This window comes from Candidatus Palauibacter australiensis (genome assembly GCA_026705295.1).
Taxonomy (GTDB): domain Bacteria; phylum Gemmatimonadota; class Gemmatimonadetes; order Palauibacterales; family Palauibacteraceae; genus Palauibacter; species Palauibacter australiensis.
In genome coordinates this window covers 14,057-35,969 of the sequence record JAPPBA010000013.1, presented here as the reverse complement: position 1 = coordinate 35,969, position 21,913 = coordinate 14,057, and the positions used below count along the sequence as shown (strand labels likewise).

Below are 21,913 nucleotides of genomic sequence, written 5' to 3'. Positions count from 1 at the left end.
CCGGCATCGACGCCGTCTCCCACCTGGTCGATGACCCCGGCGCCGTCGAAGTGCGGCACCACGAGCGTGGAGTCGAGCGCGCCGCGGCCGCCGGCTCGCCGCTTTACGTCGACGGGGTTGATTCCGGAGGTGCGTACGCGGACCCGAACTTCGCCGGGGCCGGGCACCGGCGTCTCCCGCTCCCCTACCTCCAGAACGTCGCCTGCCGACCCCAGTTTCGTGTACCATGCCGCTCGCATGTCGTCCTTCTCTCGCTATTCGCCGCTGGGGTCGCTGTCCGTGTCCGCGCCGGAACTCAGGCCCTCCGTGTGTCCGTCCGCGGGAAGTGCCTGCCCGGATATCTTCGCACCTGCGCCGGAAGTGAGGAAGAGGCCGAGCGCGGACACGTCGCTCAACCCCCGTCCCCGGTCGATTCGTAGCCGTGTTCCTCCGCGGGATAACTTCCCGCCCGCACTTGCTCGGCGTAGCGCGCGACGGCCTCCCGCGTGGCTTTCCCCAATTCGGCGTACCGTTTCAGAAAACGGGCGCTGAACCCTTCGTTCAGGCCCAGCATGTCGTGCAGCACGAGCACCTGTCCGTCGCACTCCGGGCCGGCTCCGATCCCGATCGTCGGGACGGAGATGGCCTCCGTCACCCGCCGGGCCGCGGCGGTCGGCATCAACTCGAGGACGATGGAGAAGACCCCCGCCTCCTCCAGCGCGACGGCTTCCTCCACCAGCCGGGCCGCAGCCTCTTCGTCCTTCCCCTGAATCCGGTGTCCCCCGAGCGCGTGCACCGATTGCGGCGTGAACCCGAGGTGGCCCATCACGGGAATCCCCGCCCGGACGATCGCCCGCACCGCGTCGACGGCCTCGAACCCGCCCTCGAGCTTCACGGCGCCGGCTCCGGTGTGCTTGAGGATGTTCCCGGCGTTTCGTACGGCCTCCGCGCGCGAGACCTGGTAGCTCAGGAAGGGCATGTCGACGACGACGAAGGCGCGCGTCGCCCCCCGCGTCACGATCCGGCCGTGGTACGTCATCTGCTCCACCGTGGCGGAAAGCGTCGTCTCCTCTCCGCACAGGACGCTCGCCAGGGAGTCGCCCACGAGAATCAGGTCCACGCCCGCCGCGTCCACGAGCGATGCGAAGAGCGCGTCGTAGGCGGTGATGGCGACGATCTTCTCGCCGCGCGCCTTCATCGCCACGAGGTCGAACGTCGTCCGCTTCCTTGCTTCGGAGCCCCCGCCCCCGCCCGGCACGCTCATGGTTCGCGTCATTGGATCATCCCCCTGTCACACGCCTCCCGCGCCCGGCTCCGGCGGGAACAGCGAGCGGCCGGTGTCTCCGTCCATCACACGGATCGCGCTCACGGGACAGTTCGCCGCCGCTTCGAGGACCAGAGCTTCCGGGTCGCCCTCGGCATCGACGACCGTCGACTGGCGGTTCTCGTTGTGCGCGAACACGCCGGGCGCGGTGGCCACGCACATCGCGTTGCCGACGCAGAGCCCGTGATCGACCTCGATCCTCACCATGCGATCCTCACCATGCGATCCTCACCATGCGGCCCTCACCATGTCACGGGCATGGATTCGATGGAGCGGAATTGGATGCTGGGCTGGTAGCGCAGTTCGTCCGTGTCGAGGGCGAAGCGCTCGAAGCGGCGCGCCAGCCCGCCGAACACCTCCTGTCCCTCCATGCGCGCGAGCGCGACCCCGAGGCAGTAGTGGATCCCCGACCCGAAGGAGAGATGCGGGTTCGGCTGGCGCCCGATATCGAACCGGTCCGGGTCCTCGAACACGGACGGGTCCCGGTTCGCCGCCGCGATGATCCAGCGGATCCGCTCTCCGGGCGACAGCGTCTTCCCGCACAGTTCGGCCTCGCGCGCGACGATGCGCTGGGTGGACTTCACCGGCGGATCGAAGCGGAGACACTCCTCGGTCGCCGTCCGGGCGAAGCGGTCCGGGTCCGCTCTCAGCCTGTCCCACTGCGCGGGATGCTCGATAAAGGCGCGGAGACCGTTGCAGATCAGGTTCATCGTCGTCTCGTGTCCCGCGAACAGCATCAGCCCCGTATTCACGAGCACCTGGTGCCGCGTGAAGACGCCGTCGTTTTCCCCCTGCGCCAGAGCCGAAATCAGGTCGTCGCCGGGATTCCGGAGCCGCTCCTCGACGAACGGGCGGGCGTACTCCACGATCCCGCGAATCCCCTCCGTCAGGGGCCGCAGCCGGTCGGGTTCGCCGCGATTCAGGTGGAGGATGCTGTCCGCGAGCCCCCGAAGCGTGTCCATGTCCTCGCGGGGGACGCCCATCAGCCGGGCGATAATCCGCACGGGGAGCGGCGCCGCGAGGTCGGTGACGACGTTCATCCGTCCCCTGGGCCACAGCTCGTCGAGGAGTTCGTCGACCGCCCGGCGCACGAAGGGTCGCCAGCCTTCCATCGCCGTCGGCGTGAAGAAGGAGTGAACCGTCTTCCGCTGCTCGAGGTGTGCGGGACGGTCCTGCTCCACGAGTTGATCCGCGCGGAACGTCCTGACCTCGTCGAACAGGGGCGCGTCCTCGGGCAGCACCGGCGGGTACGGCGCCCCCTGAACGCCCCGGATCACCGCCGAGGAGAAGAGTTCGTGGTGCCGGAGGATCCAGACGACGGGATCGTATCCGGTCACGACCCACAGCCCGAACTTCTCGTTCCAGTGGACGGGATCCCGCTCCCGCAACCGCGCGAAGGTTGCGTACGGGCGCGCGATCACCTCTTCCGCGAAGAGGTCGTCGAGATCCGCCGGCGGGTCGGCGGCCCTGGCGGCCCGTGACGGCCTGCTAGGGGGAAAACCGGTAGACGACGGGCAACCGGTCGACATCCGTGACGCTCGAGTCCGTGTGGTGGTAGATGAGCTGACGTCCGGTTCCGCAGTCGCCGAAGGCGTCGCAGGAGATCGTGCCGATCAGGCCCTCGATCCCATGGGCTCCGATCCGCGCGCGCAGCGCGGCGCGGTCGATGTAGAGCCGTCCGCCCTCCTCCACCGCCACGGCGCCGATGGCGTCGAGCAGGAACGTCGTCGCATCGTAGGCGAGCGCCCAATACGGGGTCGAGGGATGCTCGCCGTACTCGGCATTGTACGCGGCGCTGACGGTCTCGGCGCTCTTCCCGGTCACCGCGTTGACGTTGCCGCGATAGTCCGACTGGGGCCCGGCGAAGTAGATCCCCTCGGACTGCGGCTCCGCCAGGAACTCCGACACGAGGAGGGCCGCACCCGAGATCAGCGTCGCGCCCTCGAGGCCATCGAACCCACGCGCCTGCGCCGCGAACGGCGACCCTTCGGGGACGAAGAGCGGGAAGAAGATCCCGTCCGGCCCGGCGGCCGCGAACTCCGCGAGCACGGACGTCATGTCCGTCTGACCCTTCGCGATTCCGGTGGCGACGGGTACCTCTCCGCCGACCGCGCGGAAGGCGTCCCCGAAAGCGTTCGTCAGCGCCGTCGTGTAGGGATCCCCGTCGTGCAGCGTGACGATCCGACGGAGGCCGAGATGAGTGTAGGCGAAGTCCGCCACGGCCCGCGCCTGGTAGAGGTCGTTGTTGGCGACGCGGAAATAGCCGGGGTGATGGTCCGGGCTCGGGGTGCCCGCCAGATCGGAGGTCAGCACCGGCGACGTGGTGCTCGGCGCGATCATCGCGAACCCCGCCCGGCTGATCACCGGGGAGGCGGCCACCGCGGCGGCCGAGCAGGAGGTGCCGATGACGCCCACCACCTGCGGATCGGCGACGATCTCGGCGGCGCCGGCCCGCCCGCCCTCGGGGGAGCACCTGGAGTCCACCGGGTCGCCGAGGTCGACGCCGCGGCCGAGGACGGTGCCCACGTCGCGGACGGCAAGCTCCACGCCGCGCCGCGCCGCGACCCCGAGCGATGGCGCGCCCGTCATCGACAGCAGGGAACGGATCCGCACCGACTCGCCGCGCAGGATCGTCACGGTTCCCAGCGGTCCCGGCTCGAAGCTCGACGGCCCGGTACTTCCATCGCATGAGACCGCCAGTACGGCCGCCAGAACCACGATCCCGGCGTGTCGAACGGTTCCCCGCCATGCGTGCATATTCACTCCCCCTCGTGACAGTTCGTATGCTCCCGCCGCAAGCTACGCACAGGTCTCGGCGCCTCCAAGACGCCCCGGCGGCGGCAACCGCGGGGTTCGCCGAGGGGTGACCGACGTGACGTGCACCGCTCGGAAAGGATCGCGATGACTCGAAACCGGCTTCCGCTGCTGGCCGCGCTTCTGCTCTCAGGCGCCTGCGGAGGCGCGGGCGGCCCCGGCGCTTCCGCTCCGATCCCCCTCGAAGAGCTGACCCGCGGGGCCTGGCCCCCGCCCGCCATGCTCCCCAACGACCGCTTTCTCCCCTCGTCCGAAGCGGAGCCCGCCCGGCATCCCTTCTCCGGCGTCATCACGCTCGCCGGGGCCGAGATCGAGACGGAGCCCGCGGAACTCGATCCGCGCCGCTTCATGGGGCGGGACACGAAGCGCTTCCCCGACGTGTCGCTGGGATTCGTCGCGGATGGCCGCGACCTGATCCCGTGGAACCGCAATCTCATCGTCTCCGGCACGCGCACCGAAGCCGGGAGTTATTGGGATGTCCTGGTCGGGCCCGGAACCGTCTGGGCCGAGCCGGGGGAAGCATGGTCGCGGGCGGCGTTCCCGCTGCAACTCGCGAGTTCCGTCGAGAACGAGACGTACAACGGGGTTGCGACCTTCGCCTTCAACGACCGGGAGGTGTCGGGCGTCCGCTTCCAGACCGTGACCCAGGGACGGCCCTACTTCCTCGTGCAGCGGCGGTTGATGTGGGGCCAGCTCGCGGCGGAGTTTGCGCCGGGCCCGGCGCCGGCGGGGGCGATCGAGGCCTTCGCCGCCGAGAAGGCGCGGCGTCTGCCCCTGCGCCCGATCTCCGACCTGCGCCCGCGGGTGGGAGACGCCGTGTTCGACGCCATGCACGGGGACATGAATACCGCGAACATGGTCACGGCCGCCTTCCTCGTGCGGGACACGCTCTACGCCGCCGACTGCCCCACGCCGTTCGGGGAGCTTCCCTTCTGCCGGGAGCAGCGTTTCGGGATCTGGTCCGTCACCAAGTCCACCGGGAACACGGTGGCCGCGCTGCGGCTGGCGCAGCGCTACGGGCGCGAGATCCTCGAGGAGCGCGTGGCCGACCACCTGAACGTCACGGCGGAACACGACGGCTGGGAGGACGTCCGCTTCCGGGACGTCCTCAACATGGCCACGGGGGTGGGAGAGGGATCGACGCGGACCGAGCCCAACAACACGGGCGACGGCTACCTGATCGGCTACGACGACTGGTACACGGCGATTTCGAAGGACGAGCGGATCCGGCAGGTGTTCCGCGCCTCGAACCATCCGTGGGGACCCGGCGAGGTCGTCCGCTACCGCGACCAGGACGCGTTCCTCATCGGCGCGGCGATGGACGCCTACCTCAAGCATCGGGCCGGTCCGGAGGCCGATCTGTGGGAGATGCTGGAGGACGAGGTGTACCGACCCATCGGCGTGCCGCACGTGCCGACCAACCGGCTCGTCGAGGCGGACGGCTCGCTCACGCTGCCGCAGATGTCACAGGGTTACTACCCGACGTTGGACGACCTCGCGAAGATCGCGCGGCTGCTCCAGAACGGGGGCATGCACGCGGGCGAGCCTCTGCTGCACCCCGAGTTGACGGCCGAGGTGTTGTACCGGACGGACGCGCGGGGGATCGCCTTCGGCCCGCCCGTCGAGATCGGGCAGCCCAGCTACTACCTCGCGGTCTGGCACCAGAACTACGTCGGCGAAGGGGGCTGCGTCGTCGACCTCCCGCGCATGTCGGGCTGGGGCGGGCACCGCGTCGTCCTCTTCCCCAACGGCATCGTCGCGATCCGGATCTCGAAGGTGACGGGGAGCGACGTCTCACCGGTGGACGGCCTGGCCGCGGTGGCCGACCGCCTCGACCCATTCTGCCCGTGACCGGGCCGAGTCCGCGACCCTCCGCAGTCCGCGACTACGCCGGGTCCGTCTCCGGGTCGGCGGACGCGTGCGACTTCTCCTCGAGGATCGCAGAGCCGTAGTCCTCGCTGAGGGCGCGCTTGAGGCGGTGACGTTCGTCGTTGAGGCGGTAGACTTGCCGCGCCGCTTCGATGAAGCGGTGGCCGAAGTCGCGGGCACGTTCCAGAGCGCGCAACTTGTCCTCGACATCCCATATGCCCCGGTTCACCGCTTCCAGTTCCCCGAGGCGTTTCGTGACGCGGAGCGGGGCTCCCTCGAGCGGCCCGATCGTCTGCTCGCAGATCTCCTGGAGGCGCTCGAGCTCGGAGTTCACGTTCGCGAGCTTCCGGGGGTCGCGGATCCGGGACTGTTTCAGTCGCAGGATGGTGATGCGGTCGATGAGTTCGCCGGCGGAGACCGGGATTTGGATATTCACGCACCGAAGATAAGCGGAGAGAGGACGCGGTGAAGATTGGGCTCGTGGGGTTCGCGGGCGCCGGCAAGACGACGGTGTTCAACGCGATGACGGGACTCGGCGTCCCGGTCGGGTTCGGCGGCGAGATGCGGCTGGGTACGGTGCGGGTTCCGGATGCGCGAATCGATGCGCTCAGCGCCCTCCTGTCCCCGCGCAGGACGACGTACGCGGAGATGCGGTTCTGCGACATTCCGGGGGAGCACGGCGCGGCGAGCAAGGGCCTGTCGCCGCGCGGGCTCCAGCAGATCCGCGACCAGGAGGCGCTCTGCCTCGTCCTGAGGGACTTCGACAACCCGGCGCTGGCCGACCCGCCGGACGCGGAGGGCGAACTCGAGGCTTTCGCCACGGAGTGTCTGCTCTCCGATCTCGACATCGTCGAGCGCCGGCTGGACCGGGCGCGTCGCGAGGGAGCGGACGCCGTCGAGATCGCCGCCTTCGAAGGGGCGCTGGGGGCGCTCGAACGCGAGCAGCCGCTGCGGACCGTGCCCCGGGCGGAACTGGACCGCGCGCCGTTCCGCGGCTACGGCCTCCTGACGGACCGTCCGCTGCTCGCCGTGCTGAACCGCAGCGAGGATCGCGCCGGGGAGGCGCTGCCGCCGGCGCTCGCCGCGCGACTCGCCGCGATGGGGGCCGGCGGCCTGGCGCTGTCCGCGCCCGTCGAGGCGGAGATCGCCGACCTCGAGCCGGAAGACCGGGCCGCCTTCGTGGAGGCGCTCGGCCTGCGCGAACCGGCGCTCGCCCGCTTCATCCGCTCGGCCTACGGACTCCTCGACCTCATCTCCTTCTTCACCGCCGCCCCCGCCGAAGTGCGCGCCTGGACGATCCGGCGCGGCACGCGCGCCCGGCGGGCGGCGGGCCGGGTCCATTCCGACATGGAACGCGGCTTCATCCGCGCGGAGGTCATCCCCTACGAGGTGTTCGCGAAGTACGGCTCCGAACAGGCCGTGAAGGAGGCGGGCCTGCTACAGGTCGAGGGCAGGGACTACGTCGTCGAAGACGGCGACATCCTCCACATCCGCTTCAACGTCTGACCCGTCCGGCCAAGCCACCGCGTCGCTTGCTGCCCTTAAATGAAGCAGGGGCCCCCGTCTCCGGGGGATTGACCCCTATCCTTCGAGCAGCGTCTCGATGTGGGCGGCTGTGGCGAGCGCGGTGCCGTCGAGGTTGTAGCCGCCCTCCAGCAGCGAGACGACGCGCCCTTCGCAGCAGGTGTCTGCGTAGTCCATCGCGGTCCGCGTCATGCGCCGGAAGGCGTCGTCCGTGAGCGCGAAGCAGCCCAGGAGGTCGTCGACGCGGCTGTCGAAGCCCGCGGAGAGGATCACGAAGTCCGGGTCGAAGGCGGCGACGGCCGGCGAGAGGGTGTCATCCCAGCGGCCCAGCATGTCGGCGTCCGTGGCGCCGCAGTCGAGATGCACGTTGATGTTGAGTCCTGCTCCGTCCCCTTCTCCGGTGAGGGCCGGGTCGCCCGTGCGCGGATAGGCGGCCCAGTCGTGGGCGGAGAAGAAGAGCACGGAAGGATCGTCGTAGAAGGCGTTCTGCGTCGCGTTCCCGTGGTGGTAGTCCCAGTCGATGACGAGCACCCGCTCGAACCCGTGCACCTGCTGCGCGTACCTGGCGGCCACGGCGGCGTTGCTGTAGTAGCAGAACCCCTCCTCGGCGCCGGTGTTGTTCGCGTGGTGACCCGGAGGACGGACCGCGCAGAAGGCGTTCCGCACCTGCTCCGCGACGACGGCATCGATCGCGGTCAACGCGCCGGACACGGCGAGTTCGGCGACCGGACCGGATACCTCGATTTCGCGGATCGACGCCACATGCTCCGGCGTGTGGAGCGCCTCGATGTGCGGCATCGCCTCGGCGGCCGGAGCGAGCGGCACGGTGGCCGCGTCGAGCCCCCGCGCGACGAGTTCCTCCCGGATGCGCACGAGGCGGTCGGGAATCTCCGGGGGGCGTGCGCCGTCCGGCCGGATCAGGACGTGGTCCAGGTAGCGGTCGTCCCAAACGAGTCCGGTCCCCGTCGCCGGGGTGGAAGCGGCGTCGCTCGAGGCGCTCTCCAACTCCCCCGCGTCGGGGGCCTCCGCGCAGGCCCAGGCCGTGGCCGGAAGCAGGCCGAAGCCCGCGACACCCAGGGCAGCCTCCTCGATGAACTCCCTTCGCGTGCGGGCGAAATCTCTCGGCGTGCGCATGGCGGGACCCCCTTTCCTGAAACTAGACTAATCGAGGCTTGACGTGGGTCGCGAGCCCTCCGCGAGAACTCGTCGCGAGCGTTCGACCGGCCCCCCTGACCCCGAGGTATCCCATGGCCGCCGGAAACACGCACAGGAACCCTCCCCTCCGCACCCTCCTCCTGCTGGGGAGCGTCACGGGAGGCCTGGCCCTGTTCCAGGGTTGCGGAGGAGCCCCGGGAGAGGAGGAGACCGACGCCATGGCTGAGGCCGAAGAGGCCGCGGACACGCGGATCGTGGACCGGCTCGCCGCCGGGGATGCGATCTTCGGACTCTTCTCCGGAGATCACACGCCCGAGGCCGGCGCCGCCATGGCCGCGAACCGTCCCCTCGATTTCGTGTTCTACTCGCTGGAGTCCGGCCCCTTCGACATTCCCGCGCTCGAGAGCTACGCCGCCGCGATGTCGGAAGCCTCGGGGCACATGATGCCCCACCCGATGCTGCTGCGGATCCCCCCGATCCGGGATGGGCACGACGAGGCGCGGGATCGTGCCGCGCAGGGTCTGGCGGCCGGCATCTCCGGCATCGTCTACCCGCATGTCGAGACCGCCGAGGAGGCGGCCCTCGCCGTTGACGCGCTCGGCAACGCCGCCTGGCCCGGCAATCCCGACGGCCACCTGATCAGCTTCCTCCTCATCGAGGACCAGTTGGGAATCGACAATGTGCGGCAGATCGTCTCCACCCCCGGCGTCAGCGCCGTCTCCCCCGGGCCGGGCGATCTCCGGCGCGTCTACGACGGAGACATGGAGAAGGTGGAGGAGGCGATCCAGATCGTGCTCGCCGCCTGTCTCGAGTTCGACGTGCCGTGCGGGGTCACGGCCGGCGTGGACGACATCGCCATGCGGATCGAGCAGGGGTTCCGCGTGATCATCGTGACCCAGCCGGAAGCCGTCGCCCTCGGAATGGCCGCCGCCGGCCGCTAGGAGGAAAGATGAAGTCGCTCAGCCTGATCACGTCCGTCGTCGCGCTCGGCCTGCTGCCCGCGGGCACGCTCGCCCAGGAAGGCTCCGGAGGCGGAAACGGAAACGAGCCCGAGCCTTCGCGCTGGGAATCGAACCATTCCATCGTCGTGGACGGGGAGACCGTCGAATACCGGGCCGTCGTCGGCAGCGTCATCCTCCGCGACAACGAGGAGAACGCGACGGGGGAACTCTTCTACACGGGGTACTTCCGGACGAACGGCGACGATCCCTCCACGCGCCCCATCATCTTCGCCTACAACGGGGGACCCGGGTCCGCCTCCTTCTGGCTCCACATGGGAATCATGGGGCCGCGCCGAGTGGTCACGCCCAACGTGGGGCAGCAGGCGCCGCCACCGTACCCGCTCGTCGACAACGGCTACACGGTGCTCGACGTCGCCGACGTCGTGATGGTGGACCCGATCGGGACGGGGTTCAGCCGCCCCGCGGGCGATGCCGACGGGACCCATTTCTGGGGGATGGACGAGGACGCCGCCTCCCTCACGCAGTTCATCCGCCGGTTCCTGAGCGAGAACCGCCGCTGGAATTCGCCCCGTTACATCCTCGGCGAGAGCTACGGCACGACGCGGTCCGTGCTGCTCGCCCGCCACCTGCAGAGCGCGAACATCGACCTCAACGGGATCGTGCTCGTCTCCGCCGTCATCGACTTCAACACGCTCCAGTTTCCAGACGGGTCCCATATCGGGTTTATCACGAATGTCCCGTCCTTCGCGGTCGCCGCCGAGTACCACGACATGCTGCCCGGGGGCCGCCCCGACGACCTCGAGACGTTCATGAAGGAGGTCGAGGCGTGGGCGCTGACCGACTACGCGCAGACGCTGCTCGCCGGCACCGCCGTGGACCCCGACCAGCGCGCGCGCGTGCTGCGGCAGATGCACGAGTACACGGGGCTGAGCCTGGAGTATCTCGACAAGGCCGACCTGCGCGTCTCCGCCCCCGAGTTCGAGAAGGAACTGCTGCGGGACCGGCGGCTCACGCTGGCCCGGCTCGACACCCGGTTCACGGGGCCCACGGGAGACCTGCTCGACACGACCCCCGACCACGACGCGCAGTCCTCGGCCATCAGTTCTGCCTACACCTCCCTCTTCAACACGTACGTGCGGGATGAACTCGGCTACGACGGCGACCGCGAGTACTGGCCCAGCGGGATGGCGCGCCCGTGGAACTGGGAGCGGGAGGGCGGCCGGCGCGGACCCTTCGGCGGCTCGGCGCTCAACGTGGGACCCGACCTCGCGCACGCGATCGAACGAAACCCGCGCCTCGAGGTCCTGCTCATCAACGGGATCTACGACTTCGCGACGCCGTACTTCCCCATCGTGTGGTCGCTGGAGCAACTCGGCCTGCCGCCGGACCTGCGCGACAACATCACGCGGGACGACTTCGCCGCCGGCCACATGATGTACGTGGAGGAGAGCCTGCTCCCGCAGTGGCGGGAAACGCTGGCGACGTTCATCACCCGCACATCCGGCGCAAACCTGGTCCCCTAGCCTGCACGCGCCGGCGCTACCAGGTCGTTTCGTAGCGGGCGGGGGCGAGGTTCCAGGTTTCGCCGTAGACGTGCAGGCGGTGGGTCGGCCCATCGGGGCCCACGAGCGGCGCGCCGGCGTGGGTCCACGCGAGGAGGCTGCCGCGCAGGTTCAGCACGCGCCGGCCCTGCTCGTTCTGCCGCTTTGCGTACTCGGAACTCCGGTGGCCGATCGTGCAGTACGCCACGACGGTGCGGTCCGCGTACCGGTCGGGGTCCTGCTCGAACTCGTCGGAGGTGATGGAGCCGGGAATCCAGGAGACCTCGCGCTCGCGGGGCGCCCGGGCGTCGACGAGCACGACGCTGCCGGTCTCGAGCAGCCGCCCGACGTCTTCCACGGTGACGGCCTCCACGTCGGGAAAGCGCCGTTCGACCTCCGCCACCATCTCTTCCACGCGCGCGAGCTTCTCGTCGTCCGTCAAGCCCGCGGCCGGCGTCTGGCCGGTACAACCGGTGGCCGCGAGGAGTACGAGGGCCGACGCCAGAACCGGAAGCGTCGGCGTAAGGACCGGTACTGCCTTGTGTCGTTCCATCTTCTTTCTCACGGACAGATCGTCGTTCTCCGGCACGGGCCGTTCAGGCGGCGCGGGCGGTCGCGATCCCCTCGGCCAGCGCGTCGACGAGCCGGGGAATCGAGTGCGCCGGCGTGGCGCACAGCGCGATCCGCACCGCGCCCTCCATCGGGACCACGTACACCGCCGCCTCGCGCATGGTTGCGGCCGTCACCTCCGCGTCGGGCGTGAACACGGAGACGAAGAAGCCGCCCTCGTAGCGGGGGTAGGACAGCCCCGCCCGCCCCGCGAGTTCGTTGAACACCTCGACGCGCTCGTTGAGGAGACGAATCATCCCCGCGCGCTCCTCATCCGTGCGCCGGCGCAGCTCCGGATCGGTGAGGAGTTCGGTGGCGCCGAGCAGCCCGAGGTGGTTGCAGTTCGACCACGTGGCCCGGCACGAGAAGCCGAGCGCGTTGGAGATCCGCTGCCGCTCCTCCGCCTCCCGGTGGAGCGCCACCAGCGCCCCCACACGCGCGCCGTAGAGGGCGAACGACTTCGACACGGTCCAGCCCACGAGCACCGTCGCGGACTCCATCATCCGCGGGAGGTGGCCGATCCAGCCGTTGGACCCTTCGTCCCCGAACTTCGCGTACGCGTGGTCGAGGAGGAACGCGACCGGACCCCGCCGGCCGACCTCCCGCACGATCTCCGCCACGGCCTCCCACTCCGATTCGTCGAGCGAATAACCGGTGGGGTTGTTGCAGGGGAAGTTGAAGAGGACGAGCGACCGCCCCTGCCGCTCGATCTGGCCTTCGAGCCCCGCCCGGAACGCTTCGACATCGAGACGGATCCCGGCGTCGAACATGTTGAAGGTCTCGACCGCGCGTCCCGAATGGGTCGAGATCGTGTGGTACGGACCCCAGTAGTAGCTGGGCGTGAGCGCCGCCTGTCCGGGCTCGAGGAAGTTCAGGATCGCGTGGTGGATCGCGCCGGTGCTCCCGGGCGTCGCGACGGCGACCGCCTGCTCGGCCAGCCCGCCCTCCCCGAACAGGTCCGCGATCACCGCGGCGAGGTACGGAGGGTCTCCGGAGATCGGCGCATAGCCGGCGGCGCGCGCGTGCGGCACGCGCCCCAGCGCCTCGGCGGCCGCGGGCATCACCGCGAGGCTCCCGTCGTCGTCCATCAGCGCCCCGAGCGTCGAGTTCAGGATCGACTCGCCGGCCGCGGCCCGGCGCACGGCCTCGCCGTGCAGGGCGAAGATCGGGTCGTTCCCTTCGCGCGCGGCCGCTGCGGGTATGAGGCTGCCGGAAGGACCGGAAAGGGTCGTCATCGTCGCCGTCATCCTCCGTTACCGGACTTTGTTCGAGAAGTTGCCGTGCACGCTGTACCGGGCGATGGCCCCGTCTTCGCGGTGGAAGATGTACGCCTCTCCCGGCTCGCCGTCGTCCCGCATGCGCCGGAACGTATCGCCGCCCTCATGCCGCAGCTTCGTCATTCCCTCGACCGGATCATTCGAGGGCAGGCCGAGTGCCGCGAGACCATCGTCCCACCGGAGGATGACCGACTCTCCCCACGTGGACTGGTACAGTCCCTCGTATTCCGCGAGGGATGCCGGGCGCGCGGTGCCGCCGCCGGGGTCGTCCCTGGCCTCCTCGAAGGCCGCGCCCAGCGTCGCCATCATCTTCGTCCACACGTCGGTGGGATTGGCGAGGGCGTTCATCATCACCACGCCCGCCAGCTTCTTCCCCGGAAGGATCTGGAAGGTCGAGCGGAAGCCCGGACAGCTCCCGCCGTGGCCCACCGCGCGCTCTCCGTCGCGGCGCGAGACCGCGAACCCGAGCCCCCACATCGTGTCGAAGTCGGGGTCGACCCAGTGCACGCGGTGCATCTCCCGCAGCGTGTTGACGTCAAGGATCTCCGTCCCCCCATGTTCCAGCAGGCGGAACTGCCACGAGGCGAGGCGCGCCAGATCCTCCACGGTGGAGGCGAACCCCGCCGCGGACGCCATCCCCAGCGCCTGGAAGAAGGGGGCCTCGGCCCGCTGGCCACCCCGCTCGAGCCGCGAATATCCGGTGGCGTAGCGGCCTCCCTGGTGCTCGACGGGAATGTCGGTGTAGGTGTCGGACATCCCCAGCGGCTCCAGGATCCGGCTCCGGATGTACTCGTCGTACGCCATCCCGGAAGCCTCCTCGATCAGTTGCCCCGCCAGCGCCATCCCCAGGTTCGAGTACTGGAAGTAGCGGCGGCCGGGATAGAGCGTCTCCTGCCCGGAGAGTCCTTCGATGATCTCGTCCCGCGTCGGGAAGGGATGGTCGGGGCCCGTCCAGTAGGGGTGCGCCGATTCGCGCGGGAGCCCCGAGGAGTGGGTGAGGATCCCCTCCACGCTCACGTTCGGACCGTCGGGAAACACCTGCTCGAGGTCGTACCATGGAAGGTGCGCGGAGACGGGATCGTCGAGATCCAGCTTGCCCTCGTCACGCTGCTGCATCACGCCGATGGAGGTGAAGAGCTTCGAAATCGAGCACACCGAATACATCGTCGACGGCGTGGCCGGCACCCCGGTCTCGCGGTGCGCGTACCCGTAGCCGCGGGACCAGACGAGATCCTGGTCGTGCACGAGCGCCGCGGACACGCCGGGGATCTTCTCGTACGCCATCTTCGCGTCGAGCCACGCCTCGAACAGCGCCACCGCCTGCTCAAAGCGCGGGTCGTTCACGGGATCGCCGTTCCCCTGCGCGCACCCGGACACGGGGGTCGCGAGAACGACGGCGATGACGAAGGCGATGGCACGACGCCATGGACGGCCTCGGGACTGACGGATCATGAGGCGCCTCCTTTAGGGCAGGGTCGGAATCGGACTTGAACCGTTGCTCAACTCTGGCGCGAACGGGGAGGGCGCGCCACCCTTCGGCATGGCTCTTCCACCTGTCTTCCACCCGCACGAAAGGACCGAGACATGCGGAGACTTGTCCTGGCCGCAGCCCTCGCCTTGGGCCTGGCCGGAACGCTCGCCATCGGAGGCGCGGCCCCGGTGAGCGCGCAGGACTCGCAACTGCTCGCGGTGGGCGAGATGGCGCCGGACTTCGCGCTGCCGGGCGCGACGCGGTACGGGGCGCTGGAGAACCCGATCCGCCTCAGCGACTACCGGGGCGAGACGGTCGTCCTCGCCTTTTTCTTCAGAGTCAGGACGCGTGGCTGAACGGTTCAGATGAGAGCGTACCGTGATCAGTACGCAAGTCTGTTCAACGAGGGCCGGAACGTGGTCCTCGTCGGCATCTCGAACGACCCGGTCGACGAACTCGCGTCATGGCTGAAGGACGAGGACTTCCCCTTCCTGTTCGCGAGCGACGCGGGCAACGATGGGGGGACCTACGTCGACTTCGGCGGAGGCCTGAGGGACAGCAACGCGGTGGACAGCCGCGCCGTGATCGTGGTGGGGCCCGACGGGCGCGTGGCGGGAGTGATCCCGAGCTTCAACCAGGTCGACCCCGCCGCCTACGACGAACTCGCCGCCATCATCGACGAGGTGACGCCGGAGCCCGTGGACCCGTAGCGGCACCCGCAGCAGAACCGGTCGCAGAATCGACAGCGAGGATTCCGGTGACGGCCCCGACGAGATCCTGGTCGGGGCCGACGCCGGTGTAGGCCACCTTCCCTTCCGCGTCGAGGATCACGACGATCGACGTCGTGGTCGCCGAGTAGGCGCGCACCGCGGCGCCGTCCGCATCCCACAGATAGGGGTATTCCGCCCCGTGCGCCTCCGCGTGGCGCCGGACGCGGCGCAGCGATTGAGCCACCGCGACCGCCACCGCGACGACGTTCACGCGGTCTCCGAAGTCGGCCTGTACCCGGTCGATCTCGGGCTGCAGCCCCTCGCACTGTTCGCACCACGCGGCCCAGAACTCGAACAGCGCCGGCTTGCCGTCCGCATAGTCGAGAAGCTGGACCTCGTTGCCGTCCAGATCCTGCAGCGTGGCGTCCGGACCCGGCGTCCCGGGGGCGAGGCTCACCTGCCCCGCGCCCGCCTGCGCGTGGAGAGGCGCCGCCACGGCGAGCGCGGCGAACGCCCCCAGCGCGACCAGCGCGGCGAACGCCGTGGCCGTCGCGTAACGGGGGATCCGTCCCGGTTTCGTGTTCACATCAAGTATCCCGCCCTGATCAGGTAGAACTGCGCCATCCCGATCATGATGACGGCCGCGGCCCGTTTCATCCAGATCATCCACGTCCCCGACTTCGGCAGTACGGCGACCGTCCCCGAGAACAGCCCGACCGCGATGAGCACGGCGGTCATGCCGATGGAGAAGGTGAACAGGTAGACGAAACCCATGAGGCCCGCCTGTTCCGCGACGACCCAGGTGAGGACGACCGCGAAGGCGGGCGCCCCGCACGGCGCCGCCACGATGCCGGACGTCGCCCCGAGGAGGAACACGGCGCGGTAGGATCCGCCGCCGCGGCTGCCCGCCCACGCGAGGAGCCGCTTCGGCACCGGGACCGGGAAGACATCGAGCATGAACAATGAGAAGAAGAGGAGGAGGTTCCCGGTCGCGAACAGGGCCCAGAAACTGGCCCCGATCGAGCCCAGGACGGTGCCGCTGAGCCCGGCGATGACGCCGAGCACGGAATAGAGGAGCGCCAGTCCCAGGGCGTAGGTCAGCGTCAGGCCGACGGTGCGCTTTCGCGACTGGGTTTCGCCCGCCGTGCCGGAGATGACGGAGAAGGTGATCGGGATCATCGGCCAGATGCACGGGTTCGTGCTCGTGAGGACGCCCGCCGCGAAGAGCGCGCCGAGTGCGAGGAACGGGTTATCGGAGAGCGCCGGGAGGAGCCCGCCCGCCGGCTCGACCTGCAGCGCCGCGAGCGTGGCCGCCTCGACGGCGCCCGTTGCGACCGGGTCGATCACGGGACCAGCGGTTCGGTCGGCGGGCCGCCGAAGACGATCACGCCATCCTTCACGACGAGATCGATGTTCCGCAGGTCGGCGATGTCGGCCAGCGGGTCGCCATCCACGAGGATGAGGTGCGCGCGGCGCCCCGGCTCCACCGTCCCGAAATCGTCCTCCTTCCCGAGCCAGCGCGCGCCGTTCGCCGTCGCGGCCCGCAGGATCGCGGCGTTCGGCACGCCGGCCTCCGCGTAGGCCTCGAGTTCGTTGAACAGCCCCACGTTGTCCGTGCCCGCGAGCAGCGGGACCCCGGCCTCGACCGCGCGCCGGACGAACTCGCCCATGCGCTCGTACGCCTGCCGGGCCGTGTGGAACCCTTCGAGCGAGAAGCGCGCGCGGTCCTCGTCATCGACGCCCTGGATGTAGAGGGTCGGGTCGAGTCCCGTCTCGGTCTCGGCCATGAGTTCGAGGAGGGACGTGACCTCGGGGCTCGCCGGATCGATCTCCCGCCAGTCGGCCTGCATGCGTCCGACCGGGTTCCGTCCGCCGTCGAGCGACATGTCCCGTCCGTCGACCTGGATCTCGAGCGGGAGGAAGTCGCGCCACACCCGGATGTGGTTGAACCCGCTGATTCCGGCTTCGATCGCCTGCCGCCAACCCGTGCGCACCCCGATGTGGCCCGTGACCGGGAGCCCCTGTACGCGCGCCTCCGCCACGACGGCCGCGAGCACGTCCGGGTCGAGGAGGAAGTACGCCTTGAGCAGATCCACGCCCTGCGCCTTCAGCGCGCGGACGAGCGCCGGAGCGGCCGCGGGGTCGTCGATGCTCACGTCGACGAGGGGGTGGTAGCCGGCGGGGCCGTCGATCAGGGGGCCGGCCGTGTACACGTCGGGCCCGGCCAGGACGCCGAGACGCACCGCGTCCTTGAAGTCCATCGCGTCCTGGATCGCCGAGCCCGGGTCGCGGATCGCGGTGATTCCGGCGGCCAGCAGGTCCGCGCCGGCGAGGGGCTGCCAGTAGTGGTAGTGGTTGTCCATCAGCCCCGGGAGCAGCATGCGGCCGCCCCCGTCGATGACCGTTGTGCCCGGCGCGACCTCGGGCACTCCGCCGTCTTCCCCCGTCCTCACCTCGGCGATCCTTCCGTCCCGGACGAGGACCGCCGACCCGGAAACCGCCCCGTCGCCCGTGCCGTCGAACAGGCGGACGTTCGTGATCAGCAGATCGTCGGCGGGATCCCCGGCCACCTCGAACCGGGCCTCGAAGGGAATCGGCGTGAACTCGCCGCTCTCCAGGTCCAGCCGCTGCATCCGCCGCCCGCCGAGGACGAGCAGCCACTCGCCGGACGGATGGAACGCGAGTTGCTTCTGGTCGAAGGCGCTGGCGAACCGATGCCGTTCCCCGGGAACCGACACGACGATCTCGTCGAGACCGTTATGCGCCATCACGTGCGCGCGGCGCATACCGTCGGGGCTCCACGCCACCGCCATCTCACGCTCCGGCGTGTCCGTGACCCGTTCGAGCGACATCTCCTCGAGGTCTAGTTCGTACAGGTCGGTGCCATCGAAGCGCCCCGTCTCGAGGAGGATGCGACTCCCATCGGGCGAGAGGGCGAACGACCACTCGTGCCAGCTCCGCGTGTGGGTGAGCTGTTCCGCCTCGCCGCCCGCGAGCGGGATCCGCCACACGTGCGCCTCGTACTGCGAGCGGTCGTCGACGAAGAAGAGGTGGCTCCCGTCCGGATGGAACTGCATGTGCCCGACCGACCCCGGGACGCCGTGCAGAAAGCGGACGCCGCCGGTGGCCATGTTGCGGACGAGGATGTCGGCCCCCTGGCGGGATCTGGCGGCGTAGGCGAGGAAGCGGCCGTCCGGCGACCAGGCGGGGCGCGTGTCCCACGAGGCCCCGTCCGTGAGCTGGCGCGCCGGGCCGCCCTCGGCGGGAAGCGTCCAGATCTTGCCCAGGATGGAGACGGCGATCATCGACCCATCCGGCGAGAAGGCGGGATCCCGGGCCCCGATGTCCACGGTCACGTACGACTGTGCCTGAAGCGGCCCGGTTCCCGCCGCGATACCCGCCACGACCGAGAAACCCGCGACCGCCGCGGCGAGCCCGACCCTCCGCCTCATCCGCGCGTCCATCACGGGACCAGAAACCCCGACAGCTGTCCGTTCAGTTCCAGGTACACCCGCCGGATTGCGCGCAGCTTCTGGCTGTCCCGCAGCGACCATTCCTCGACGGCGCCGAACGAGACCGCCTCCGCTGCCTCCTCGGCGCTCAGCCCCTCACCGTGGAACCGCGTCGCCTCCTCCACGACGGCCCGCACCGCGTCCCGGAACGACACCAGCTCCGCCTCGAGGATCGCGGGCGACTCCATCACCCCGTGACCCGGCACGTACACGTCCACGTCCATCTCGATCGCCCGGTCCAGCATCGCGACCCATTCAGACGGGTACGCCGAGCGCATGGCCGGGAAGATGTGCTTCAGGTACGTCTCGCTCATGAACAGCACCTTCCCCTCGGGCACGTAGACCACGAGGTCGCCGCCCGTGTGGGCGCGGCCGAGGTGGAGGAGCCGGATCTCGCGGCCGCCGAGTTCGAGCACCGTGTCGGGATCCACCATCTCCGTCGGGACGATGACCGGCGGTGCGCCTTCGGGTGGGTTGAAGTTCAACGCGGTTGCCTCCAGGAGCGCGGCCGAAGTCGGGTGTGCGAAGAAGCGCGCGCCCGGGGGGAAGGCCGAGTTCCCACCCGTGTGGTCCCCGTGGTCCGAGGCGACGACGACGTGCGTGATCGGCTGGTCGGTCAGGCCCGCGACCGTGTCGACGAGCCGCTGCGTCTCTTCGGGGTTCTCCTGCCCGTCCGCGACGAGTACCCCCTCGGGGGTGATGACGATGAGGCTCACCGTCGTGATGATCTCGCCTCCCGTCGGATGGATCTGCTCGTACGCGTACACATCCTCCGCGACCTCGGTCACCCTCGGATAGTCCGCGTCCGTGAACCCGTGTGCGTACGGATCGGACGTCGCCGGCCCCGCCGCGGTAGCGTCGGCTGCGCCGGAATCGGCCGCGTTCGTGGCCGGCTCCGATGAGGTGTCGTCGGGCGCCGCGCAGCCGACGAGAAGTGGAAGAGCGAGCCAGGAAACCGGGAGAGAAAGCCGCCGACCCATCTTCAAACCTCCGTAAGACGAGAGAACCCAACTCGAATCTTCTCTCCAGGAGGGACGCGCCCGCCAGACCTAGCTTCGGGTCGCGGCCGGCCGCCGCAGTGCGTCCTCGAACACGGTGTCGATATCCAGGCAGCGCTCGACGGTGTCGGCGAGGCGGTCGAGTTCGCGGTCGATCGAGCCGCCCCAGCCCGCCGCATTCGGTCGGAGGCCGAGCGAACGCAGCCAGCCCGTGCGCAGGCGGTCGTTTCTGAACGCGCCGTGCAGGTAACACCCCCAGTGCGCGCCATCGGCGTGCCCGAGGTCGCGCGGCCCGTCGGCGAGCCACGGCCGGAGCCCGGACGCGGCTCGCGTGCGCCCGTGGTGGATCTCGTAGCCGGCGACGATCTCTCCTTCCTCACCCTCCAGCCAGCCGGGGGGCGCGGCGGTGATGCGCGCACGCGTCCGCCGCGTCTCCTTGCTCGGGGCAAGTTCGGTGCGCACGTCCAGGATCCGCAGTCCCCGCTCCTCGCCCCCACCCTCGATGCCGGCCGGGTCTGCGATCCGGCGGCCCATGATCTGGTATCCGGCGCAGAGGCCCGCCACCGGGATGCCGTCCGTCGCGAGGCCGCGGACGGCGTGCGCGAGGCCGGTGCGCTTCATCCAGCGGAGATCGTCGAGAGTGTTCCGCGAGCCCGGGAGGATGATGGCGGCAAGTCCGGGCGGGGCCGCGAGGGCGGCCAGGTCGCGCGCCCGGCGGACCCAGCGCAGGCGTACGCCGGGTTCACGGCGCAGGGGGTCGAGGTCGTCCAGGTTGGAGGCGCGCGGGTAGGCGGCCGCCGCGATGGCGGGGGCGTTGCCGGGTCCGGCGTCGAGGGCAGGGCCGCCGTCTTCTTCCGGCAGTTTGTGGTCGATCCATGGGACGACGCCCAGGACGCGCACGCCGGTGCGCTCACGCAGGGTCTCCGGGGCGGGCGCGAGGAGTGCCGGATCCCCGCGGAAGCGGTTGAGAATGAAACCGCGGAAGAGCGCCCGGTCGGCCGCGGAGAGGAGCGCCCAGGTGCCGTAGAGGGAGGCGAAGGCGCCGCCCCGGTCGATGTCGGCGATGAGCACGACGCTCGCGGACGCGTGGCGGGCCACGGCCATGTTGACGATGTCGCTCTCGCGCAGGTTCGTCTCGGCCGGGCTGCCCGCGCCCTCGGCGATCACGAGTTCGGCGCGGTCGCGGAGGCGGGCGAGCGCATCGGTCACGACGGGCCAGAGGCGGGGCTTGCGCTCGCGCCACGGGAGGTCGGTCGCTCCTCGGTCCGTGCGTCCCAGTCGCACGACCTCGGAACGCGTGTCGGCGAGCGGCTTGAGGAGGACCGGGTTCATGTCGACGTGCGGGTCCAGCCCCGCGGCCCGCGCCTGCAGCGCCTGCGCCCGCCCGATCTCGCCACCGTCGGCCGTGACTGCGGCGTTGTTTGACATGTTTTAGCCCTTGAAGGGAGCGACGGCGATCCCGCGGCGGCGGGCGAGCCGGCAGAAGGCCGCCGTGAGCAGCGACTTGCCGACGCCCGAGCCCGTGCCCTGCACCATGAGAACGGGTGCGCTCACAGCTCCAACCCGGGCTGCGCCCCGATGCCGCGCGTCCGATAGGGGTGCTTGACGTCCTTCATCTCGGTGACGAGATCCGCGAACTCGATGAGTTCCGGGGTGGCCATGCGCCCGGTGATGATCACGTGCGTCCCGGCCGGACGATCGCGGATCGCGGGCAGCACCTCGCCGTGGTCCAGCCAGCCGTATGCGAGGGGGTAGGTCAACTCGTCGAAGATCACGATGTCGTAGCGCCCGGAGTCGAGAACCTCCCGGCACTGCGCCCAGCACTCGCGCGCCAGCGCGCGGTCCTCCTCGATGCGCTCGCTGAGCCAGGTAAATCCCGCGCCCATCGGCACGATCTCGACCCCGAGCTTCTCGGCCGCGATGTGCTCGCCCCGCTGCACGCCTTCGGTCTTGAGGAACTGCAGCATGGCCACGGTCATGTCACGGCCGCGGGCTCGCAGCAGCGTACCGAGGGCGGCCGTCGTCTTCCCCTTGCCGTCGCCGGTGTTGAGGATGACGAGACCCGTGCGCCGCTCGCGGGGCGGGACGCGGTAGGGTCCGGGCGTCCTCTGCTTCGGCACCGGGGCCTTCGGATGCCGGGCGCCCCGGTCGCCGGTCGAGCACCTCGG

The 21,913-nt window shown here is 70.1% G+C and carries 23 protein-coding genes; 5 read left to right on the top strand and 18 right to left on the bottom strand.

Going from position 1 to position 21,913, the window contains the following annotated elements; translation table 11 throughout:
* The 6 genes from OXN85_00830 to OXN85_00805 all read right to left on the bottom strand — a co-directional run.
* On the bottom strand, positions 1–239 hold a 239-nt coding region (locus tag OXN85_00830), incomplete at its 3' end, for an NADPH:quinone reductase (protein MCY3598504.1).
* A gap of 15 nt (positions 240–254) precedes the next feature.
* Positions 255–395 (bottom strand): hypothetical protein, encoded by a 141-nt coding sequence (locus tag OXN85_00825; protein ID MCY3598503.1) that lies wholly within the window; start codon positions 393–395, stop codon positions 255–257.
* Positions 392–1,255 (bottom strand): 3-methyl-2-oxobutanoate hydroxymethyltransferase, encoded by an 864-nt coding sequence (gene panB, locus OXN85_00820; protein MCY3598502.1) that lies wholly within the window; start codon positions 1,253–1,255, stop codon positions 392–394. The genes OXN85_00825 and panB overlap by 4 nt, the downstream gene beginning before the upstream one ends.
* Positions 1,256–1,270: 15 nt before the next feature.
* A complete protein-coding gene (locus OXN85_00815; protein ID MCY3598501.1) occupies positions 1,271–1,510 on the bottom strand; it encodes a ferredoxin in 240 nt (79 codons plus the stop codon).
* Between the two features lie 35 nt (positions 1,511–1,545).
* Positions 1,546–2,724, bottom strand: coding sequence for a cytochrome P450 (locus OXN85_00810; protein ID MCY3598500.1), 1,179 nt, complete (start codon positions 2,722–2,724; stop codon positions 1,546–1,548).
* A gap of 67 nt (positions 2,725–2,791) precedes the next feature.
* Positions 2,792–4,060 carry a branched-chain amino acid ABC transporter substrate-binding protein gene (locus OXN85_00805; GenBank protein ID MCY3598499.1) on the bottom strand — a complete coding sequence of 423 codons (1,269 nt, stop codon included), beginning with the start codon at positions 4,058–4,060 and terminating at the stop codon, positions 2,792–2,794.
* Between the two features lie 144 nt (positions 4,061–4,204).
* On the opposite strand from OXN85_00805, the gene OXN85_00800 reads away from it, so the two are divergent.
* On the top strand, positions 4,205–5,968 hold the full coding sequence (locus tag OXN85_00800; GenBank protein MCY3598498.1) for a serine hydrolase: 1,764 nt from the start codon (positions 4,205–4,207) through the stop codon (positions 5,966–5,968).
* A 34-nt stretch (positions 5,969–6,002) separates the two neighbouring features.
* Here the strand turns inward: OXN85_00800 and OXN85_00795 are convergent, their stop codons facing one another.
* Entirely contained in the window at positions 6,003–6,422 is a 420-nt protein-coding gene (locus tag OXN85_00795; protein MCY3598497.1) for a DUF6165 family protein, read from the bottom strand.
* A 29-nt stretch (positions 6,423–6,451) separates the two neighbouring features.
* Between OXN85_00795 and OXN85_00790 the strand changes: the two genes are divergently transcribed.
* The gene (locus OXN85_00790) at positions 6,452–7,492 is read left to right on the top strand and encodes a DUF933 domain-containing protein (GenBank protein ID MCY3598496.1); all 1,041 of its coding nucleotides are present in this window, start codon (positions 6,452–6,454) and stop codon (positions 7,490–7,492) included.
* A 75-nt stretch (positions 7,493–7,567) separates the two neighbouring features.
* Here the strand turns inward: OXN85_00790 and OXN85_00785 are convergent, their stop codons facing one another.
* Entirely contained in the window at positions 7,568–8,644 is a 1,077-nt protein-coding gene (locus OXN85_00785; protein ID MCY3598495.1) for a histone deacetylase, read from the bottom strand.
* A gap of 113 nt (positions 8,645–8,757) precedes the next feature.
* Between OXN85_00785 and OXN85_00780 the strand changes: the two genes are divergently transcribed.
* Both OXN85_00780 and OXN85_00775 read left to right on the top strand, forming a co-directional pair.
* Positions 8,758–9,606 carry an aldolase/citrate lyase family protein gene (locus OXN85_00780; GenBank protein MCY3598494.1) on the top strand — a complete coding sequence of 283 codons (849 nt, stop codon included), beginning with the start codon at positions 8,758–8,760 and terminating at the stop codon, positions 9,604–9,606.
* Positions 9,607–9,614: 8 nt separating this feature from the next.
* The gene (locus tag OXN85_00775) at positions 9,615–11,150 is read left to right on the top strand and encodes a hypothetical protein (protein MCY3598493.1); all 1,536 of its coding nucleotides are present in this window, start codon (positions 9,615–9,617) and stop codon (positions 11,148–11,150) included.
* Between the two features lie 16 nt (positions 11,151–11,166).
* Here OXN85_00775 and OXN85_00770 read toward each other — a convergent pair whose 3' ends face one another.
* From OXN85_00770 to OXN85_00760, 3 genes are read right to left on the bottom strand one after another with little or no spacing between them, the layout of a single operon-like run.
* Positions 11,167–11,721, bottom strand: a complete 555-nt coding sequence (locus OXN85_00770; protein ID MCY3598492.1) for a rhodanese-like domain-containing protein — start codon at positions 11,719–11,721, stop codon at positions 11,167–11,169.
* A 43-nt stretch (positions 11,722–11,764) separates the two neighbouring features.
* Positions 11,765–13,012 carry an aminotransferase class I/II-fold pyridoxal phosphate-dependent enzyme gene (locus OXN85_00765; protein MCY3598491.1) on the bottom strand — a complete coding sequence of 416 codons (1,248 nt, stop codon included), beginning with the start codon at positions 13,010–13,012 and terminating at the stop codon, positions 11,765–11,767.
* 18 nt (positions 13,013–13,030) lie between these two features.
* Entirely contained in the window at positions 13,031–14,506 is a 1,476-nt protein-coding gene (locus tag OXN85_00760) for a serine hydrolase (GenBank protein MCY3598490.1), read from the bottom strand.
* A 246-nt stretch (positions 14,507–14,752) separates the two neighbouring features.
* On the opposite strand from OXN85_00760, the gene OXN85_00755 reads away from it, so the two are divergent.
* The gene (locus OXN85_00755; GenBank protein ID MCY3598489.1) at positions 14,753–15,235 is read left to right on the top strand and encodes a redoxin domain-containing protein; all 483 of its coding nucleotides are present in this window, start codon (positions 14,753–14,755) and stop codon (positions 15,233–15,235) included.
* Here OXN85_00755 and OXN85_00750 read toward each other — a convergent pair.
* From OXN85_00750 to cobO, 7 genes are all read right to left on the bottom strand, one after another.
* Positions 15,198–15,821 (bottom strand): redoxin domain-containing protein, encoded by a 624-nt coding sequence (locus OXN85_00750; GenBank protein ID MCY3598488.1) that lies wholly within the window; start codon positions 15,819–15,821, stop codon positions 15,198–15,200. The two genes, OXN85_00755 and OXN85_00750, sit on opposite strands and share 38 nt — an antisense overlap.
* Positions 15,818–16,582 carry a sulfite exporter TauE/SafE family protein gene (locus tag OXN85_00745; protein ID MCY3598487.1) on the bottom strand — a complete coding sequence of 255 codons (765 nt, stop codon included), beginning with the start codon at positions 16,580–16,582 and terminating at the stop codon, positions 15,818–15,820. Before OXN85_00745 ends, OXN85_00750 begins: the two co-directional genes overlap by 4 nt.
* A complete protein-coding gene (locus tag OXN85_00740) occupies positions 16,579–18,687 on the bottom strand; it encodes an amidohydrolase family protein (GenBank protein MCY3598486.1) in 2,109 nt (702 codons plus the stop codon). Before OXN85_00740 ends, OXN85_00745 begins: the two co-directional genes overlap by 4 nt.
* An 11-nt stretch (positions 18,688–18,698) precedes the next feature.
* The gene (locus OXN85_00735; GenBank protein ID MCY3598485.1) at positions 18,699–19,727 is read right to left on the bottom strand and encodes an MBL fold metallo-hydrolase; all 1,029 of its coding nucleotides are present in this window, start codon (positions 19,725–19,727) and stop codon (positions 18,699–18,701) included.
* Between the two features lie 69 nt (positions 19,728–19,796).
* Entirely contained in the window at positions 19,797–21,173 is a 1,377-nt protein-coding gene (locus OXN85_00730; GenBank protein MCY3598484.1) for a cobyric acid synthase, read from the bottom strand.
* A gap of 3 nt (positions 21,174–21,176) precedes the next feature.
* Entirely contained in the window at positions 21,177–21,299 is a 123-nt protein-coding gene (locus tag OXN85_00725; protein ID MCY3598483.1) for a hypothetical protein, read from the bottom strand.
* The gene (cobO, locus tag OXN85_00720) at positions 21,296–21,865 is read right to left on the bottom strand and encodes a cob(I)yrinic acid a,c-diamide adenosyltransferase (protein MCY3598482.1); all 570 of its coding nucleotides are present in this window, start codon (positions 21,863–21,865) and stop codon (positions 21,296–21,298) included. Before cobO ends, OXN85_00725 begins: the two co-directional genes overlap by 4 nt.
* Positions 21,866–21,913: the final 48 nt, after the last annotated feature.